Here is a 17901-nt window from a genome sequence, read left to right on the forward strand (position 1 = left end):
GCGCCGCCTGGCGGTCGATCACATGGACCGCGTGGCCCCGGCCGGCGGCCAGCAGCGCGACCAGCGCCCCGATCGGCCCGCATCCCGCCACCACCAGCGGCGCCCCCGGCGGCACCGCGATCCGCTCCAGCGCGTGCAGCGCCACCGCCAGCGGTTCGGCCATGGCGAGATGCCGGGCGGGCAGGCCTGCGGGCGCCGCGATCACGTTCCTCGCGGGAAGGATGACCTGCTCGGCGAACCCGCCATCGATCGCCTCGCCCACGAATCCCATCGTCTCGCAGACCTGGGCCAGGCCGGCGCGGCAATTGCCGCAATTCCCGCAGGTCACGCGGCTGTCGACGATCACCGCATCGCCCGGCGCAACGTGATCCACCCCGGCGCCGACCTGCGCCACGGTCCCGGTGAATTCGTGCCCCGCCACCGACGGCGCCCGGCTGATCCAGGCGCCGTTGCGGAAATTGTGCAGATCGGACCCGCAGATCCCCGCCATGGTCACGGCGATCCGCAGCTCGCCCGGACCGGGGGCGCCCGGGTCGGCGATCTGCTCGACCCGAAGGTCCTGCACCCCGTGCAGCCGCACCGCCTTCATCGCTCAGCCCTTCAGATAGCCGTCGCGCATCGGCCCGACCGCGTTGGCATGGGAGGAAAACCCCTCGTAATCCGCCAGGATCCGCGCCGTCCTGGCCAGTTCGGGATAGCCCTTGGCCGTGACATAGCCCACCGAGGAGCGGCGCAGGAAATCCGACACCGACAAGGGCCCCCAGCTGCGCGCGCCGCCCGAAGTCGGCAGCACCGCGTTCGGGCCCAGGGCGAAATTCCCGATCGCCACCGGCGTATGCGGCCCCATCAGGATCTCCGCCGCCTCGGTGATTTCGCCCAGATGCTCGAAGGGCTGAGTCGAGAGAAGCTCCAGGTGTTCCGGCGCATAGCCGTTCACGAAGTCATAGCTTTCCTGCAGCGACCCGGTCAGCACGATGCCGCCCGCGGGTCCGCTCAGCACCCGGCGCGAGAATTCCGCGCGCTGCGGCGCCATCGCCGCCCAATGCCCGGGCAGCGCGGCCAGCGCCTCCTCGGCGACGCGGCGCGAATGCGTCACCAGCCAGGCGGAGCTGTCCGGCCCGTGTTCGGCCTCGATCAGCAGATCCAGCGCGGCCAGCCCGCCATGGACCGTCTCGTCGGCGAAGATCAGCGCCTCGGACGGGCCCGCAGGCAGGCCCGGATCGATCACCCCGGACAGCAGCCGCTTGGCCGCGACGACCCAGGGGCTGCCGGGACCGACGATCTTGCGGCAGCGCTTCACCGTCTCGGTGCCATGGGCCGCCGCCGCGACGGCCTGCGCGCCGCCGACCTTGTAGACGGTCTCGACCCCCGCCAGCCGCGCCGCAACCAGCGTCGCCGCATCCGCGCCGCCGCCCGGGGCGGGCGGGGTGAAGATCGCGATCTCGGGCACGCCCGCCACGACCGCCGGAACCGCCGTCATCATCACCACCGAGGGAAAGGCGCCCTTGCCGCGCGGCACGTAAAGCGCGACCGATCCGATCGGCAGGAACCGGTCCCCGGCATAGGCGCCGGGGCGGATCTCCTTCAGCCACATCGCCTCGGGGGCCTGTTCCTCGTGAAAGCTGCGGATATTGGCGATGCCCGCGCGGATCGCCCCGATCACCTCGGGATCGACCGCATCGAAGGCTGCGTCGAACTCGGCCTCCGTCGCCTTCAGCCCGGCGGCGCTCAGCCCCTCGGCCCCGTCGAATTGCGTGCCGAAGCGCACCAGCGCGGCATCGCCTTCGGATTTCACCGCCTCGATGATCGGCCCTGCCTTCTCCAGGAAGAAGCTCAGATCGGCCTCGGACCGCCGGTAGAGCGCCTGGCGCTCTGCGGCATCCAGTTCCGCCAGGACCTTGAAATTCACGTCGCTCATGGATCGCCTCCGGCTCCCCGGTCCGCGCCGGGCCTGTCCTCGTCACGGGTCGGGCTACCGCCTCGGACCAGATATGTATATACTTTACCCCGGCCGCGGGACGGTCTGCGGGTCCCGACCCGCGGCCTGCCTAAATCGACGCCAGGTACCCCCCGTCGATGCCCAGAATCTGCCCGGTGACATAGCACGAGGCATCCGAGGCCAGGTACAGCACCGCCGCCTCCAGATCCTCCAGCCGGCCGAAGCGGCCCATCGGGATCTTCTGCTCCATCGCGCGGCACCAGTCGGGATCGCGATAGAACACCTCCGTCAGCTCGGTGCGGAAATAGCCCGGCGCGATGGCGTTCACCCGCACGCCCTGACCGGCCCATTCCGCCGCCAGGGCCCGGGTCATCCCCGCGACGCCGCTTTTGGAGGATCCGTAGGGCGCGGCGGTGGGCACCCCGACGAAGGAGGTCAGCGAGGCAAGGTTGACGATGGCCCCCCCGCCTTTCTGCAGCATCGCCGGCGCGACGGCCTGTGCCATGAAGAAGGCGCCCTTGAGGTTCGTATCGACGATCCTGTCCCACAGCGCCTCCGTCACTTCGGTGGAGGGACAGACCTCTTCCGTGCCGGCATTGTTGACGAGAATGTCGACCGGCGCGACGGGAGCGAGCGCCGCGCGGATCGCCCCCACGTCGCGCTGATCGCAGGCGAGGCACTCCGCCCGCCCCCCGGCCTCGCGGATCAGCGCGGCGGTGGCCTCCGGGCTCCCGGCGCTGCGCGCGGTCAGGACCAGATCGGCCCCCGCGCGGGCCAGCGCCAGGGCCAGCGCCCGGCCGATGCCGCGGCTGGCCCCCGTGACCATGGCGCGGCGTCCCTGCAGGGAAAAGAGGCTGGAAAGATAGGCGTCCGGTCCGGTCTGCATGGCGCTCCCCGATGTGCTGCACTGCGCCGGTCATCCCGCGCGGGCCCGGTCCCGGCAAGGGGCCGCATCGCCGCGCCCGCCCCGCCGGACCGGACGGGGCTCCGGGCAACCCGGCGCGCGGGACGTTCCGCCTGCCGGCGCGCCGGGATGGAGGCCCCCGCCGCTTCACAATCCTGCGGGAGACGGGCCGGGGCGGTGTGCCATTCCCGCCGGCGCGCCCGGCCGCGGGCGGGGCCGATGCCGGAACGCCGGTCCGCAGGGGCGCGCCGCCTGCCCCGGCCACCGCCGGAACCGTCACGATCCGTCCGGCTTCGCACCCGGCGCATGCCGCGCGGCAAGCTTGCCCAGCACCTGGTGGCGTCCCACCGACAGCCGCGCGGCCTGCCCCTGCCTTTCGCGATCGGCGGAGAGGCTGGCGATGCGCTGGCGGATCTCCTTCACCCGGTCGGTGCGCCACATGTCCCACAGCCCGTCCCGGCCCGCCATCTGATAGGCAGAAGGGGTCGGCTCTGCGCCGAGGCGATCCACCGAGGCGCCGTCGAGCATGTCGATCTGGCTTTCCAGAACGCGGATCTCGGCGCGCAGCCTTTCCAGCCGCGCGACATCCGCGTCGCGGCGCATCGCCGCCAGCGCATGCAGCCTAGCCAGGGCCCGGGGCCGGTCCATAGGGCCGCTTCCTCATCTTGTCGCGCATCTGCTCGGCAAAGCGGATCGCCGCCGCGACCGCGCGGTAGAGCTCCGAGGGGATTTCCTCGCCGATCTCCACCGCCGCATAGAGCGCGCGCGCCGTCGGCGGCTCGGGATAGACGGGCACGGCGCTTTCCGCCGCCAGGCGCCGGATGGTCGCCGCCATCTCGTCCACCCCCTTGGCGACGCAGACCGGCGCGCTGCCCTTCGCCCGGCTCCATTTCAGGGCAACGGCGTAATGCTCGGGATTGACGATCACGACATCGGCGGTCCTGACGTCATGCAGCATATGGGCCCGGGCGATATCCGTCGCGCGCTGGCGGCGGCGCTGCTTGACCACCGGGTCGCCCTCGGCCTCCTTCTGCTCGTCGCGCATCTCCTTGTGCGACATCCGCATCGTGCGCAGGTGCTCGGCCCGCTGGAACAGGTAGTCGACGATGCCCAGCACCGCGGCGATGGCAAGCGCGACAAGACAGAACCGCAGCGCCACGTCCAGCATCAGCACCACCACCTGCCGCGGGGCGATCAGCAGGCTGTGCAGGATCTCGTCGCGACGGTCCGCCACGAACCAGACCAGCGCGCCGGTATAGAGCAGCAGCTTGGCGAAGCTCTTGAAGAACTCGAAGAAGCCGCGCCGGCCAAAGCGTTTCTTGAAATTCTCCAGCGGGGAGATGCGCGACGCCTTGGGCGCGATATTGCCGCCATGGGCGACATAGGCGCGCTGCAGCGCCAGCGACAGCAGCACCGCAACCGCCGGGACCAGGAACAGCGGCAGCACCGCGCCCAGAAGCGCCAGGGACGGACCGGCCATGAGCGCATGGGTCGTCTGGTCGGGCATCTCGGCGGCGCGCCACAGCCGGTCCGAGAAGAACCGCGCCATCAGCGCCCCGGTCCGGTGCAGGATGGGCTCTCCCCAGATGGCCAGGACCAGCACCAGCCCGCCATAGGCGGCGGTCGTGTTGAGATCGGAGGAGCGGGCGATATTGCCCTTGGCGCGGGCATCCTGCAGTTTCTTCTGCGACGGCTCATATGGCTTGTCCTCGGTTTCCTGCTGCTGTTCGGCCATCAGCGCAGCCCCTCGATCAGCGGGGTGCCGGTCAGCATCTCCAGCCAGACCGACAGCATGACCGGCGCCGCCACCATCAGCAGCGCGAGGCCCAGCCAGGAAATCGCGGGCGCGCCGACAAAGGCCACCATCAGCTGCGGCATCGCCTTGTTCACCACGCCCAGGCACAGGTTGTAGAGCACCGCCACCACCAGGAAGGGGCCCGACAGGCCGAAGGCGATCTCGAAGAGCCGCACGAAGGTCTCGCTGCCCAGCCGCAGCGCCGCCGCGGGCGAGATGCCGATGCCCAGCGGCATCACCTGGTAGGAGTCGACCATCGCCACCACCACCTGAGCGTGGTAATCCAGCGCCATGGCCAGCGCGATGGCGGCATAATACAGGAACTGCCCGATGGCCGGCTGGGGCTGTTCGACCTGGTTGCCGAGGATCTGCGCCAGGGAGATCGCCTGCGAGGCCATCGCCCCGGCGATCTCTATCGCCCAGAACAGGGCCCGGCAGAGAAACCCGATCGCCAGCCCCGCCACCGCCTCCCGCGCGCAGGCCGCCAGATAGGCGGCGCCGGGCGGCGGCGCGTCGCCCAGCTCTGCGGCCAGCGGCGCGACGAGCAGCGTGACCGCCAGCGCCAGAACCAGCCGGATGCGCGGCGACACCGCGCGCGCGCCCAGCGCCGGCAGGAGGAAGAAGGCCGTCCCGGTGCGCATCAGCACGAGAAAGGCCTCCGCGGCCGGGAGGCCCTCCAGCAGGGACAGCGCGGCGGCGGTCATGGTCATGGCGGCACAACCCCCAGGATGGCCGGCTGCACCTGCGTGCCCAGTTCCTCGTAGGACAGCACCGGGGTGCTCAGCCCCTTCGCGACCACCACCGTCTTGAGGAACCGCCGCCGCCGCGCGGAGGTGACCAGCACGGGCTCGCCGCCGCCGGACATGGCCTCGCGCAGCGTCACGGCGATCTTCTCGGCCAGGCGGTTGAACTCCTCCGGCGGCAGCGCCACCTCCGTGCCGCCATCGGTTCCCACCTGGTACTGGAGGAACCGCTTCTCCCACTCCGGGGCAAGCTGCACCAGCGGGACGCGCCCGTCGCCGCGCCGGAACTCCGCAACGATCTGGAACCCCAGCCGCTGGCGCACGTATTCGCAGATATGCTCGGGCCGTCCCAGCGTGGCGCGGGCCTCGGCGACGGTTTCCAGGATCAGCGGCAGGTTGCGGATCGACACGCGCTCCTCCAGCAGCAGGCGCAGCACCACCAGCACCAGGTCCATCGGAACCTTGTCGGGGATCAGGTCGTCCAGCAGGCGCCGGTTCGCCTCGGCGCGCTTCTTGTCGCTGAGCCGGGTCAGCTCGTCGAGGAGGCGGGTCAGCGATTTCAGCGACAGCAGCCGCGAGAGATTGGCGCGCACCACCTCCAGAAGATGCGTTGCCAGGACCTCGGCGGCGCTGACCACGGTCGTTCCCGCCAGGGTCAGCGCATCCTGTTCGGCCCGGTCGACCCAGCGTGCAGGCGCGCCGTAGACCGGCTCGCGCACATCCTCTCCCTCGGGCAGCGAGGCAGGGGCCGCCTCCCCCACCAGCGCCATGACCTTGTTGGGGCGGAGCCTCTCCTCGGCGACCGGCACGCCCTGGATGAGGATGCGGTAATGGCCCGGAGCCAGCTGCGGCTGGTCGGTCAGCCGCACCTCGGGCAGGATCATGCCATAGCCCGAGGCCACGTGGCGGCGCATGCCGTCGATCCGCGTCTCCAGCCCGGTGCCGGGATCGAGCACCATGTTCACCAGGTCGGGCGCGAATTCGATGTGGATGTCATCCAGATCGATCAGGTCGCCGATCGAGCGCTCTGCCTGCGGCTCGGCCACGGGTTCCGCCGGGGCCGCCTGCGCGGCGGCGCTCGCCCGGAGGCGACGCTCCGCCAGGAAGGCCAGAAGGCCCAGCAGGCTGCCCGCGAGGAGAAAGGGGAAGAAGGGAAACCCCGGAACCACCGCGAAGACCATCATCAGCCCGGCCACCGTGGCCACTGCCGCCGGGTGGCGGCCGACCTGCTCGATGATGGCGGTGTCGGTCGTGTTGCTGATGCCGCCGCGCGACAGCAGGAGCGCCGAGGCCACCGAGATGATGACCGCCGGAAGCTGCGTGACCAGCCCGTCTCCGACCGTCAGCACCGCATAGGTCGTCAGCGCATCGCCGATCGCCATCCCGTGGACGAAGACCCCGATCGAAAGCCCCACGACCAGGTTCAGCAGGGTGATCAGCAACCCCGCGACGGCATCGCCCTTGACGAATTTCGACACCCCGTCGAGCGACCCGAAGAAGGTCGCCTCGGCCTGCTCGCGCTCGCGCCGTTCCTTGGCCTCCGAATGCGAGATCGCCCCCGAGGAGACATCCGCATCGATGGCCAGCTGCCGGCCCGGCATCCCGTCCAGGGCGAAGCGGGCGCCGACCTCGGCCATCCGCGCCGCGCCCTTGGTGATGACGACGAAATTGACGATCAGCAGGATGAAGAAGATCACCACCCCCAGGAACGGATCGCCGCCCATGACGAACATGGCGACGCCCTCGATCACGTTTCCCGCCGCGTCCGGGCCGGTATGGCCCTCGCCGATGATCAGCTTGGTCGAGGAGATGTTCAGCGACAGCCGAAGGATCAGCGAGGCCAGAAGGATCGTCGGGAAGGAGGAGAAATCCAGCGGCCGCTCGATGAACAGCACGATGGTGAAGACCAGCGCGGCCAGCCCGAAGCTCGTCACCAGCCCGACATCGAGGATCCAGGCCGGGACCGGCAGGAGCATCATGACGATCGTCGCCATGAGCCCCAGCGCCAGGATGGTCGTCGGCGACATCACCCTGCCCGGCGTGAACCGCCCGTCCAGCCCGCCGCGCAACGCGGCTCCGATCGTCTCCGCCACGGCCGTCTCCTCAGTTGTCCTGCCGGATCATGTCGACGATCAGCACCTGGTGCACCACCGGTCCCAGCACGGCCCGCGCCGCCGCGCCCAGGTCGTTTCGGATCACGTTGAGGTCGCTGAATTCGACATAGGAGCCGCCGAAACCGCCCAGCGAGGCGTAGGCGAAGAGCACGCGCAGGAATTCGTCGCGCAGCTTGGGCTGCTTGGACAGGACCGCCTCCCGGGCGCCGGGATCGACCTCGAGACTCAGCGACAGCAGCAGGAGCCCCGTCATCTGGTCGTTCTCGATCACCGGCACGACGAACTGGTTCTGCATGTCCACGTATTCATGCTCCGGCGACAGTTCGGTGGGAGCGATGTCGCCGGGGGCCGGTTCCGCGTCATGGCCCTCCGCATCGGCGGCGGCGCAGTCGCATTCGGCGGGCTCCGGCGGCGGCGGGGCCAACAGGAACCCCGCGCCGCCGCCCAGGCCGATGCCCAGCAGCACGATCAGAAGGGGGATCAGGAGTCTCATCATCGGCGGCACCTAGTAGGGAAGCAGGATGTCGGAGATCTGCTGGCCGTAGCGCGGCTGCTGCACATCGGTGATCTGGCCGCGCCCGCCATAGGAGATGCGCGCCGAGGCGATCTTGTCATAGGGCACCTCGTTGAGCCGCGAGATGTCCTCGGGCCGGACATAGCCGGTCACGAGCAATTCGCGGATCTCGAAATTCACCCGGATTTCCTGCGAGCCCTGGATGCGCAGCACGCCGTTGGGCAGCATGTCGGTGACGGTGGCCGCGATGCGCAGCTCCAGCTTCTCGTTGCGCTTGACGGAACCGTCGCCGGAACTGCTGGAACTGCTGTCCACCGCGACCAGGTCATTGGGCGACGCGCCGGAGGGCAGCACCCGTTCGAGGTTTTGCGGAATGCCGAAGAACGACCCCAGCGTCAGGCTCTCGCTTGCCGAGCGCGAGCGGTCGGTGGTGTTGGAGATCTCGGCGCTCTCGTCGATCTCGATCACGACGGTCAGGATGTCGCCCGGATCGCCCGCCCTGCGGTCGCCCAGAAGGGAATTGCGCGACCCGCTCCACAGCGAGGAGCGGTCGACCGGCTCGACCTTTTCCAGCCGCTGCGGCAGGCCGGGCACCGACATGGCGAGGTGCTCGCGCCCCGCATCGGCATCGGAGAAGCTGGGCGGCCGCCCCAGGTGATCCAGCCGGGCGCAGGCGCCGCTGGCCAGGACCGCGGCAAGGCCCAGGGCGGCGCCCTTCGGGAATGCATGTTTCATCTGTCGGCCCCCGTGACTGTGATGGATCCGTCGGGCATCACCTTGCCCGTGACGGTGATGCGCGAAGTTTCATTGGTCACCCGGATCATGTCCCCCGGCGCCCCCCCGTCGAGCGCGCGCCCCTCGGTGGAGATGCGCAGCGCGCCGCGTTCGAAATGCAGCAGGACGGTCTGGTTGCGGCTCACGACATGCGGCTCCTGCAGGTCGGCGGGCATGATCGCGCGGCCGGGAAAGAGGTTGCGGCTGGCCTGCAGCCCCACGGCCTCGCGCAGGTCGCCCAGGGCGCCCGGGATCTCGACCTCCTGAAGCGCGACATCCTCGGCAGTCAGCACCGTCCCCACCCGTACCGGGCGGGCGGTCACCACGCTGTCCGCCCGCGGCACCCCGGCGGGCGCGAGCGCGGCGAGAAGGGCGAGAACCGGAACGGGGGCAAATCTGGCGCACATGGCGGGCTCAGCGGATCTGCGTCGTGGCGGCCAGCATCTGGTCGGCCGCGGTCAGCACCTTGGCGTTCAGCTCGTAGCCGCGCTGCGCCTCGATCAGCTCGGTGATCTCGGCCACGGCATCGACCGACGAATCCTCCAGGAACCCCTGGCGCAGCGTCCCCAGCCCGTCGATCCCCGGCGCCGAGTTGTTGGGCTGGCCGGAGGCCTCGCTTTCGAGGAACAGGTTGCTGCCCATCGCCTCCAGCCCCTTGGGATTGGCAAAGCCCACGAGGCTGAGCTGGCCCAGCAGCTGCGCCTGCACCTCGTTGTTGAAATAGGCGTAGATCTCGCCATCGGCATTGATCGACACGGCCCGCGCATCCTCCGGCACGACGATGTCGGGCACCAGCGGATAGCCGTCGGAGGTCACGACCGTGCCCTCTGCATTGAGCTTGAGCGCCCCGTCACGGGTATAGGCCGACACGCCCGAGGGCAGCGTGACCTCCAGATAGCCCCGCCCCTCGATGGCGACGTCGAGGTCGTTTCCCGTCATCTCGAGCGATCCCTGCTTGAGATCGAGGGAAATCGCCGAGGGCCGCACGCCCAGCCCCAGCTGGATGCCGGTGGGCAGCACCGTGCCGTCGGCGGCATTGATCGCGCCGGGGCGGGCGATCTGCTGGTAGTGAAGGTCGGCGAATTCCGCCCGGCGCGCCTTGTAGCCGGTCGTGGACATGTTCGAGAGGTTGTTGGCGATCGTATCCACCCGCATCTGCTGGGCGGCCATTCCGGTCGCGGCGATCTTGAGGCTACGCATGGCTGGCTCCTGTCATGCTCCGAGGGTCCGCAGGACATTGCGGATCCGCTCGTCTTCGGACTTGTTGAGACTGGCGCCCTGCTCGTAGGCGCGGTGAACCTCGATCATCCGGGCGATCTCCAGCACCGCCTCGACATTCGAGTCTTCCTTGAACCCCTGCAGGACCCGGGAATTCTCGGCGGGCACGGGCGCGCTCTCGACGGTGAAAAGCATCTCCGCCACGCGCTCGGGCTCCTCGCCCTGCGCGGGGACCACCGGCAGGATCGCCGAGAGGAACTGGCCATCGGCGCTGAGCGTGCCATCCGCGGACAGGCGGATCGCCCCGGCCCCGGGCGGGATCTGCACCGGCGCGCCGCCGGCATCGAGCACCCGCTTGCCGCCCATGGTGACCAGTTCGCCATTGGCATTCTGCGCGAAATTCCCGGCGCGGGTCAGGGCCTGCCCCCCCTCGTGCTCCACCAGGAAGAATCCCGGGCCGTCTATGGCGAAATCGAAGGGATTGCCGGTCTGCCGGATGGGCCCCTGGCTGAAATCCGTCCGCCGGACCTCGCCATGGGCCATGGAGAGGGAAACATCCTGCTCCTCCAGCGGCACGAGGAACTCCGAGAAGATCATGCCCTCCCGCTTGAACCCGGGGGTGGAGATGTTGGCGAGGTTGTTCGCGATGACCTGAAGCTCTGCCTTGAGCCCCTCCATGCGCGAAAGATTGGCATATATCGCGTTGTCCAAGTCAGTTCTCCGCAATCAGGCGCAGGATCGTGTCCCGGAAGAAGGACACGAGACTGTTGGTCATGAAGGTCATGCTGACCCAGAAGGTCAGCAGCATGGCGATCATCTTCGGCACGAAGGTCAGCGTCATTTCCTGGATCGAGGTCAGTGCCTGGAACAGGCCGATGGCGATCCCGGTCAGAAGCGCCACGCCGAGGATCGGGGTGGAGATGGCCACCGCCACCCACAGCGATTCACGCACGACGTCGAAGATGATCTCCTGGTCCATCTCAGATCTGCATCCGCATGATTTCCTGATAGGCCTCGACCACCTTGTCGCGCAGCGTCACCGCGGTCTCGACCGCCAGCTGCGCCTGCGCCATGGCCTCGACCATGGATTGCGTATCCGCCCGGCCCAGCATGGTGTCCTGGGCGGCCGTCTCGGCCCGGCGCACGGTTTCGGAAAAGTCGCGGGCGAAGGCCTCGACGCTGGTCGCGATGGAGCTTTCCCCGGCTTCCGCGGGGTCTGCGGTCGCGACGGCCCGTCCATAGGCGCCTGCCGCGAGCGATGAGCTGATATCCATTCTGGATCTCCTGCTTCTGGCGGTTAGCGGCGCAGAAGGTCGAGCGATGCACCCGCCATCTTCCGCGCCTGGTCGAACATCTGGAGGTTGGCCTCGTAGCTGCGCTGCGCCTCGCGCGCGTCGGCGATCTCGAAGATCAGCTTGACGTTGGAGCCGTCATAGCTGCCGGTCGCATCGGCCAGCGGATGGCCCGGATCATAGATGCGGGCAAGATCGGCCGGGTCGAGATCCACCCGGCCCGTCTCCACCCCGTGCAGCCCGCGCCCGAGATCCTTCACCTCGAAGGGAACGGTCTTGCGCCGGAACCCCGGCGTATCGGCATTGGCCACGTTTTCCGTGACATAGCGCAGCCGCATCGCCTGCGCCTTGACCCCTGTGGCGGCGACGGCCATCGCATCGAGCAGCTCTGCCATGCTCACCCCCTCCCCAGGCTGCTGCGCAGCAGGGTCAGGCCGCTGCGATAGACGGTCAGCGCAAGATCGTGGGAATGCTTGGTTTCCGCCGCGTTGAGCATCTCGCGTTCAAGCGAGACCGAGTTGCCGTTGGGCGAGGCATCGCCGGGGCGGACCGTTTCCTCCAGCCTGACGCGGTGAAGAGCGGCGGGCTCCCCCAGATGGGCAGGCCGGGTGCGGCGCAGCGCCAGGGCCGGGGCCTCGCGAATGGTATCGGAAAAGGGTCTTGCATCCATGGCGCGATAGCCGGGCGTGTCGGCATTCGCCATGTTCTGGCTGATCGCCGTCTGGCGCGCAGCGGCATGGGCCGCCAGCGCAGAGGCCATGCGGAAGACGTCATTCGACGCGAACATGCGGATTCTCCACAGAATTTCTTCAACCTTGGCTTAACTGCGATTCGTTTAGAAACGGTTTGCGGAAGAGAGGTGGAGAAGAGATGAGCGGACCGTTCCTGAGACATCTGACCGCCGCGATCGACGAAATGACGATCGCGCATCACCTGGGCCGGGTATCCGCGCTGGGACAGGGCGGCATCGCGGTGTCCGGCCTGGCAAGGGTGGCCGCGCTTGGCGACCGGGTGGAGATCACCTGCCGCAAGGGACATGTCCTGCCCGGGGAAATCCGGGGGATCGGTGCGGGCGAGGTCACGGTCCTGGCGGACGGGCCGCTGACCGGCATCGCACTGGCCGACGAGGTCAGGCTGCTCGGGGAGGCCAGGATCGCCCCGGATGACGGCTGGCTCGGCCGGGTGATCGACCCGATGGGGCGGCCGATGGACGGCCGCCCTCTGCGGCGGGGCCCGGAACCGCGGCGCGTCGAATCGCCCCCGCCCGCCCCGGCCCGCCGCAAGTCGCTGGGACCGCGTCTGGAAACGGGGCTTTGCGCCTTCAACACCATGCTGCCCCTGGTGCGCGGACAGCGCGTCGGATTATTCGCGGGCTCCGGCGTGGGCAAGTCCTCGCTGATATCCGGCATGGCGCGCGGCGTCGCCGCCGATGTGGTCGTGCTGGCCCTGATCGGCGAGCGCGGGCGCGAGTTGCGCCATTTCGTCCAGGACGTGCTGGGCCCCGAGGGCATGGCGCGCACCGTGGTGGTCGCCGCGACCTCGGACCAGTCCCCCCTGACGCGGCGGCGCTGTGCCTGGACAGCCATGTCCGTGGCCGAACATTTTCGCAATCGCGGCCGGCATGTCCTGCTGCTGGCCGATTCGGTCACCCGCTTTGCCGAGGCGCATCGCGAGGTTGCCCTGGCGCTGGGGGAACCGCCCACCCTGGGCGGCTATCCCCCCTCGCTCGCGCATGCGATCATGACCTTGGCGGAGCGTGCCGGCCCCGGAGAGGAGGGCCAGGGCGACATCACCGCCGTGTTCAGCGTGCTGGTGGCAGGGTCCGACATGGACGGCCCGGTCGCCGATATCCTGCGCGGCGTGCTGGACGGGCATGTGGTGCTGGAGCGCGACATCGCCGAACGCGGGCGGTTCCCGGCGATCAACCTGCTGAAATCCGTGTCGCGCAGCCTGCCCGATGCCGCCAGCCCCGAGGAAAACGCGGTGCTGCAGGAAGCGCGCGAGATGCTGGGCGTCTATGACCGGGCTGAACTCATGATCCAGTCGGGCCTGTACACGGCCGGCTCCAGCCCGCAGATCGACCGGGCGATCACGTTGTTTCCGCGGCTGGACGCCTTCATCTCGGAGCCGGAACCGGGAACCATCGGCGACAGTTTCCAGCGGCTGCGGCAATGCCTGGGCAAGCCGGGCTGACCCGCCGGTCAGAGATCGCGATCGACGAGGCGCGGCGGCTGGTCCGCCGCCTCCGCGGGACCGGCGCCGCTCAGCGTCAGCCCGGCGAAATCCCAGAGCTTGGGATCCAGAAGATGCGACGGCCGGGCATTCATCAGCGCGCGGAACATCACCTGGCGGCGGCCGGGGCTGTTGCGTTCCCAGCCGTCGAGGATCTGCTTGACCTGCTGGCGCTGCAGCCCGTCCTGGCTGCCGCAGAGGTCGCAGGGAATAATCGGGTAGTTCATCGCCCTGGCGAATCGTTCGCAATCGGCCTCTGCCACATGGGCCAGCGGGCGCAGCAGGAACAGGTCGCCCTCCTCGTTCACCAGCTTCGGCGGCATGGTCGCCAGGCGGCCACCATGGAACAGGTTCATGAAGAAGGTTTCCAGGATGTCGTCGCGATGATGTCCCAGCACCACCGCGGAACAGCCTTCCTCGCGGGCGATCCGGTAGAGATTGCCGCGCCGCAGCCGCGAGCACAGCGCGCAGAGCGTCCGGCCCTTCGACTTCTCCATGACGATGGAATAGGTGTCCTGGTACTCGATCCGGTGCGGCACGCCCATCCGCTCCAGGAATTCGGGCAGCACCGTCGCGGGAAAGCCCGGCTGGCCCTGATCGAGATTGCACGCCAGCAGATCCACCGGCAGCAACCCGCGCCATTTCAGTTCGTGAAGCGCCGCCAGCAGCGTGTAGCTGTCCTTGCCGCCCGACAGGCAGACCAGCCAGCGCGTGCCGCGCTCGGCCATGCCATATTGCTCGATCGCCTCGCGGGTATCGCGGACGATCCGCTTGCGCAGTTTCCTGAACTCCGTGCTGGAGGGGGCGCCGTGGAACAGCGGATGGATGTCGTCGGCGTCGTCAAGCATGGCACGGCCTCGTCTGTTGGGTCCGGTCGGGCGGCAGGATAAGCCGCCTGCCCCTGCCGGGAAAGCCCGGATCAGGGATCCGGCACGTTGTCGATGCCCGAGCCGCCCCAGGGATGGCAGCGCAGCAAACGCCGGATGGTCAGCCAGCCGCCGCGAATCCCGCCATGCCTCTGCAGCGCCTCCAGCGCATAGGCCGAACAGGTCGGCTGGAACCGGCAGCCATGACCCACCCAGGGGGACCAGAGCAGGCGATAGGCCCGCACCGGCAGCGCCAGGATCGCCGCCAGCGGCGTCACGGCCGCGGTTTCCGCGGCTGGTGCACCTTCTCCAGCGCCCGCTCCAGATCCGCCAGCATCGCCGCGAAGGGATGGCTGCCCGTCACGCCGGGGCGTCCGATCAGGACATAGTCCCAGCCGGGGCGTCCTTTGTCGGGCAGGATCTGCGCGGCCACGGCCCGCAGACGCCGTTTCGCGCGATTGCGCGCGACGGCATTGCCCACCTTCTTGGAACAGGTATAGCCCACACGCACCAAGCCCGCCGCTGAGTCATCGCTCCGTCGGCGGGCCTGAAGGGTGAAGGCATCCGTATGGGCGCGCCCGGCACGGGCTGCACGCAGGAAATCAGCGCGCTTCCGCAGGATCTGCGGACGCGGCAAGGACGATCGGGTGGGCGGCTCTGCAGTCAAAGGACCGCCCGGCGATCGTCAGGCGCAGAGCGACTTGCGGCCGCGCAGGCGGCGGGCATTCAGGATCTTGCGGCCGGCCTTGGTGGCCATGCGCGCGCGGAACCCGTGACGGCGCTTGCGCACCAGGTTGGACGGCTGGAAAGTGCGTTTCATGTGTTCTACTCCGGCAAGGCCCCGCAGCAGGCGGCGCCGAATTCTTATGAGACGCCGCCCCTAAACGCTCCGGGACGGCGAGTCAATCGTCTCGACGGGGAATCTGCCCGATTCCCGCCGCGGGGCCGAAAGTCGCCGGTCACGTCCCCCTCAAACAGGCGTGATCCCGGTGCAAGGATGCTGCGCGATTCCCCGGTGACCGTCTAAGACCGTCCGGCGATGCAGATGCTGCCTTGCGACATGACCGCCGCCGGCGGCGTCCCGCCCGGCCCGACGCAGGGGAACTTAACAAATCCGCCATCGCGGCCTATTTCATGCCCAGACCGCCCGGCGCAGCACAGCGCCCCTGATGACCGCCGCTCCAGAAAGTGACCGCTGACCCGCCGATGCCGTTCCTCAACTCCCTATCCGGCCGCTTCCTGGTGCTGACCGTCATCTTCGTGATGCTGGCCGAGATCCTGATCTTCGTCCCTTCCGTCGCGCGCTATCGCGAGGATTACCTTCTGGCCCGGCTGGAGCGGGCGCAGATCGCCTCCCTTGCCCTTCTGGCCGATGACGCGCTGGATGCCGACCTGGAGAAGGAGCTTCTGAACAATGCCGGGGTCTTCAACGTGGTGCTCCGCCGCGACGAGATGCGCCAGCTGATGCTCTCCTCGCCGATCCCCGCCCCGGTTGCCGCGACCTACGACCTGCGCGATCCCTCGGTGCTCGCCCTGATCGGAGACGCGCTGCGGTCCATCCTGGAAAAGGAGGACACGATCATCCGGGTGATCGGCGCCCCCACGCAGGATGCCGGGCTGCTGATCGAGGTGACGATGGAATCGCAGCCCCTGCGCCGCGCGATGCTGGATTTCGGCGAACGCATCCTGGTGCTGTCGGCGATGATTTCGGCCGTGACGGCGGCGCTGCTGTTCCTGGCCGTGCGTCGCATCCTGGTGGCCCCCATCCGCAAGGTGGTCCGCCACATGCAAAGCTATGCCGACGCGCCCGAGGATGTCCGCCGCATCATCGAGCCCAATGCCAGCCTGACCGAGCTGCGGGCCGCCGAGGAGGCGCTTCAATCCATGCAGCAGCACCTGACCGCGGCCCTGAAGCAGAAGGACCGCCTGGCCCAGCTGGGCGGCGCGGTGGCCAAGGTCAGCCACGACCTGCGCAACATCCTGACCTCCGCCCAGCTCTTCGCCGACAGCATGGAACGCAGCGACGACCCGCGCATCCAGCGCATTGCCCCCAAGCTGGTCGGCTCCATCTCCCGCGCGGTCAATCTCTGCGAGGCGACGCTGGCCTTCGGCCGCGCCGAGGAACCCCCGCCCAGCCTGACCCGCGTGACGGTCTCGGGCCTGGTCGAGGACGTGCTGGAGGGCGAGCGCCTGGCGGCGGAGGGGCATCTGTGCGACCTCAGGGCGGAGGTGCCGCCCGGCCTGATGCTGCGCTGCGATCCCGAACAGATGTATCGCGTCATCGGCAATCTCGTGCGCAATGCCCGCCAGGCGATCATCGCCACCGGCGCCGCCGGCGCCGTCACCGTGCGCGCCGCCGAAACCGAGGAGGCCTGGTTCCTGTCGGTCGAGGATACCGGCCCCGGCCTGCCCGCCAAGGCGCGCGACAATCTCTTCACGCCCTTCCAGGGCGGCGCGCGCAAGGGCGGCGCCGGACTGGGTCTTGCGATCGCCTCGGAACTGGTGCGCGGCCATGGCGGACGGCTGGACCTGACCCGCAGCGACGACAGGGGCACGGTCTTCACCATCCGGCTGCCGAAAACGGAAATCTCGGAAAATTCGGGCCGGCCGTGATTTTTCCGCTTGCGGCCCCCGGCAACAGGCTTTAGGACGCCCCACACGATGCGCTGGTAGCTCAGTTGGATAGAGTACTTGACTACGAATCAAGGGGTCGGGGGTTCGAATCCTCCCCAGCGCGCCACTTCCCATCTGCGGGGTCTCAGGCAAAACTGACTTTCATGTCAGATGCATGACCCCGCAGACGGAACTTCCGGAATGCGGAGTGGCGTTGCCCAGCTGAGCTTGCGATCGGAAGGTAAGGTCATTCCTGCCTATGCCTGATCCCGGAAGTCTCGTTTGGCCAAGAGCCTCCCTGCCATCCCCGGAAATACCTTTCCTCAGTTGCCGCTGACCGTGCCGCATGCCGCGTTCGAGTCGGCATCGTCCTTGTGTCCCGACTCGCGGCGAGGGGCGGCGCAAGCTCCATGCAGCGATTCTGCAGCGACACTGCCTTTCCGATCGATCCCCTGTTCCGCGGGGAGGGGATCGCGATTGAACAATTGGCGCAGCTTGCGGGGTGTGACGTGGCTGCGCTGGAGCGGGTGTCAGTCCGCCGCCTCGGAAAAGGGCATTTCCGACTGCGAGACGAATTTGCTTCCCTCCAGAGCTTTCAACGCTTGCGTGTCCGTGTCCGTCCCGAGTGTGTAAGGGCGGAGGCGCCGTCTGCAGCTGAATCGTGGCGTGTTCCGTGCCGCCTGCAGTGGAAACTCTCGTCGATCAGAAGCTGCCCCAAGCACGGCTGCATGCTGGTGATCCTCCCGCCAGAGAAATTTACCAAAGATGCCAGGGATTATTCTGCGCAGCTTCGGAAGCATTACAGCTGGGTCGTGGATCAGCCGATGATCAACGCAGGCCACAGCACTTTTGACCTTGCCCCCGGATCCCGGACTGGGCCGATATTCACTATGCGGC

The 17901-nt window shown here is 68.7% G+C and carries 23 protein-coding genes and 1 tRNA gene; 4 read left to right on the top strand and 20 right to left on the bottom strand.

Annotation, left to right across the window (positions count from 1 at the left end):
• From ICN82_RS18560 to ICN82_RS18635, 16 genes are all read right to left on the bottom strand, one after another.
• The coding region (locus tag ICN82_RS18560) for a zinc-dependent alcohol dehydrogenase (RefSeq protein WP_193185948.1) at positions 1-589 on the bottom strand (589 nt) is incomplete at its 3' end.
• Between the two features lie 3 nt (positions 590-592).
• Positions 593-1918 (bottom strand): histidinol dehydrogenase, encoded by a 1326-nt coding sequence (gene hisD / locus ICN82_RS18565; RefSeq protein WP_193185951.1) that lies wholly within the window; start codon positions 1916-1918, stop codon positions 593-595.
• A gap of 130 nt (positions 1919-2048) precedes the next feature.
• Complete coding sequence (locus ICN82_RS18570; protein WP_193185954.1) at positions 2049-2825, bottom strand: SDR family NAD(P)-dependent oxidoreductase; 777 nt, start codon at positions 2823-2825, stop codon at positions 2049-2051.
• A 294-nt stretch (positions 2826-3119) separates the two neighbouring features.
• Positions 3120-3491: a hypothetical protein gene (locus ICN82_RS18575; protein WP_193185957.1), complete on the bottom strand. Its 372-nt coding sequence runs from the start codon at positions 3489-3491 to the stop codon at positions 3120-3122.
• Positions 3466-4578 carry an EscU/YscU/HrcU family type III secretion system export apparatus switch protein gene (locus ICN82_RS18580; RefSeq protein WP_193185960.1) on the bottom strand — a complete coding sequence of 371 codons (1113 nt, stop codon included), beginning with the start codon at positions 4576-4578 and terminating at the stop codon, positions 3466-3468. Before ICN82_RS18580 ends, ICN82_RS18575 begins: the two co-directional genes overlap by 26 nt.
• Positions 4578-5348 carry a flagellar biosynthetic protein FliR gene (locus ICN82_RS18585; protein ID WP_193185963.1) on the bottom strand — a complete coding sequence of 257 codons (771 nt, stop codon included), beginning with the start codon at positions 5346-5348 and terminating at the stop codon, positions 4578-4580. The genes ICN82_RS18580 and ICN82_RS18585 overlap by 1 nt, the downstream gene beginning before the upstream one ends.
• Positions 5345-7408, bottom strand: a complete 2064-nt coding sequence (gene flhA, locus ICN82_RS18590) for a flagellar biosynthesis protein FlhA (RefSeq protein ID WP_193186008.1) — start codon at positions 7406-7408, stop codon at positions 5345-5347. The genes ICN82_RS18585 and flhA overlap by 4 nt, the downstream gene beginning before the upstream one ends.
• A gap of 76 nt (positions 7409-7484) precedes the next feature.
• Positions 7485-7988, bottom strand: coding sequence for a flagellar basal body-associated protein FliL (locus ICN82_RS18595; protein WP_193185966.1), 504 nt, complete (start codon positions 7986-7988; stop codon positions 7485-7487).
• Positions 7989-8000: 12 nt separating this feature from the next.
• Positions 8001-8744 carry a flagellar basal body L-ring protein FlgH gene (gene flgH, locus ICN82_RS18600; protein WP_193185969.1) on the bottom strand — a complete coding sequence of 248 codons (744 nt, stop codon included), beginning with the start codon at positions 8742-8744 and terminating at the stop codon, positions 8001-8003.
• A complete protein-coding gene (flgA, locus tag ICN82_RS18605) occupies positions 8741-9190 on the bottom strand; it encodes a flagellar basal body P-ring formation chaperone FlgA (protein WP_193185971.1) in 450 nt (149 codons plus the stop codon). The genes flgH and flgA overlap by 4 nt, the downstream gene beginning before the upstream one ends.
• A gap of 7 nt (positions 9191-9197) precedes the next feature.
• A complete protein-coding gene (gene flgG / locus ICN82_RS18610; RefSeq protein WP_193185974.1) occupies positions 9198-9983 on the bottom strand; it encodes a flagellar basal-body rod protein FlgG in 786 nt (261 codons plus the stop codon).
• Between the two features lie 12 nt (positions 9984-9995).
• Entirely contained in the window at positions 9996-10712 is a 717-nt protein-coding gene (locus ICN82_RS18615) for a flagellar hook-basal body complex protein (RefSeq protein ID WP_193185977.1), read from the bottom strand.
• A 1-nt stretch (position 10713) separates the two neighbouring features.
• The gene (gene fliQ / locus ICN82_RS18620) at positions 10714-10980 is read right to left on the bottom strand and encodes a flagellar biosynthesis protein FliQ (protein WP_193185980.1); all 267 of its coding nucleotides are present in this window, start codon (positions 10978-10980) and stop codon (positions 10714-10716) included.
• 1 nt (position 10981) lies between these two features.
• Positions 10982-11275 (bottom strand): flagellar hook-basal body complex protein FliE, encoded by a 294-nt coding sequence (gene fliE, locus ICN82_RS18625; RefSeq protein ID WP_193185982.1) that lies wholly within the window; start codon positions 11273-11275, stop codon positions 10982-10984.
• A 23-nt stretch (positions 11276-11298) separates the two neighbouring features.
• Complete coding sequence (gene flgC, locus ICN82_RS18630; protein ID WP_193185985.1) at positions 11299-11688, bottom strand: flagellar basal body rod protein FlgC; 390 nt, start codon at positions 11686-11688, stop codon at positions 11299-11301.
• 2 nt (positions 11689-11690) lie between these two features.
• Complete coding sequence (locus tag ICN82_RS18635) at positions 11691-12080, bottom strand: FlgB family protein (RefSeq protein ID WP_193185988.1); 390 nt, start codon at positions 12078-12080, stop codon at positions 11691-11693.
• An 83-nt stretch (positions 12081-12163) separates the two neighbouring features.
• On the opposite strand from ICN82_RS18635, the gene ICN82_RS18640 reads away from it, so the two are divergent.
• Entirely contained in the window at positions 12164-13486 is a 1323-nt protein-coding gene (locus ICN82_RS18640; protein WP_193185991.1) for a FliI/YscN family ATPase, read from the top strand.
• 8 nt (positions 13487-13494) lie between these two features.
• Here the strand turns inward: ICN82_RS18640 and ttcA are convergent, their stop codons facing one another.
• The 4 genes from ttcA to rpmH form a co-directional block, all read right to left on the bottom strand.
• Complete coding sequence (ttcA, locus tag ICN82_RS18645; RefSeq protein WP_193185995.1) at positions 13495-14373, bottom strand: tRNA 2-thiocytidine(32) synthetase TtcA; 879 nt, start codon at positions 14371-14373, stop codon at positions 13495-13497.
• Between the two features lie 71 nt (positions 14374-14444).
• Positions 14445-14669: a membrane protein insertion efficiency factor YidD gene (gene yidD / locus ICN82_RS18650; protein ID WP_193185999.1), complete on the bottom strand. Its 225-nt coding sequence runs from the start codon at positions 14667-14669 to the stop codon at positions 14445-14447.
• Entirely contained in the window at positions 14666-15058 is a 393-nt protein-coding gene (rnpA, locus tag ICN82_RS18655) for a ribonuclease P protein component (RefSeq protein WP_226898600.1), read from the bottom strand. The genes yidD and rnpA overlap by 4 nt, the downstream gene beginning before the upstream one ends.
• An 18-nt stretch (positions 15059-15076) precedes the next feature.
• Entirely contained in the window at positions 15077-15211 is a 135-nt protein-coding gene (rpmH, locus tag ICN82_RS18660) for a 50S ribosomal protein L34 (protein WP_108258245.1), read from the bottom strand.
• A gap of 386 nt (positions 15212-15597) precedes the next feature.
• Here rpmH and ICN82_RS18665 point away from each other — a divergent pair, with 386 nt between their 5' ends.
• The 3 genes from ICN82_RS18665 to ICN82_RS18675 all read left to right on the top strand — a co-directional run.
• Positions 15598-17004 (top strand): sensor histidine kinase, encoded by a 1407-nt coding sequence (locus tag ICN82_RS18665; RefSeq protein ID WP_193186002.1) that lies wholly within the window; start codon positions 15598-15600, stop codon positions 17002-17004.
• Between the two features lie 50 nt (positions 17005-17054).
• A tRNA-Arg gene (locus tag ICN82_RS18670) sits at positions 17055-17131 on the top strand.
• A 247-nt stretch (positions 17132-17378) separates the two neighbouring features.
• The coding region (locus ICN82_RS18675; RefSeq protein ID WP_330999031.1) for a TniQ family protein at positions 17379-17901 on the top strand (523 nt) is incomplete at its 3' end.

It is taken from the genome of Mangrovicoccus algicola (assembly GCF_014903745.1).
Classification (GTDB): Bacteria; Pseudomonadota; Alphaproteobacteria; order Rhodobacterales; family Rhodobacteraceae; genus Mangrovicoccus; species Mangrovicoccus algicola.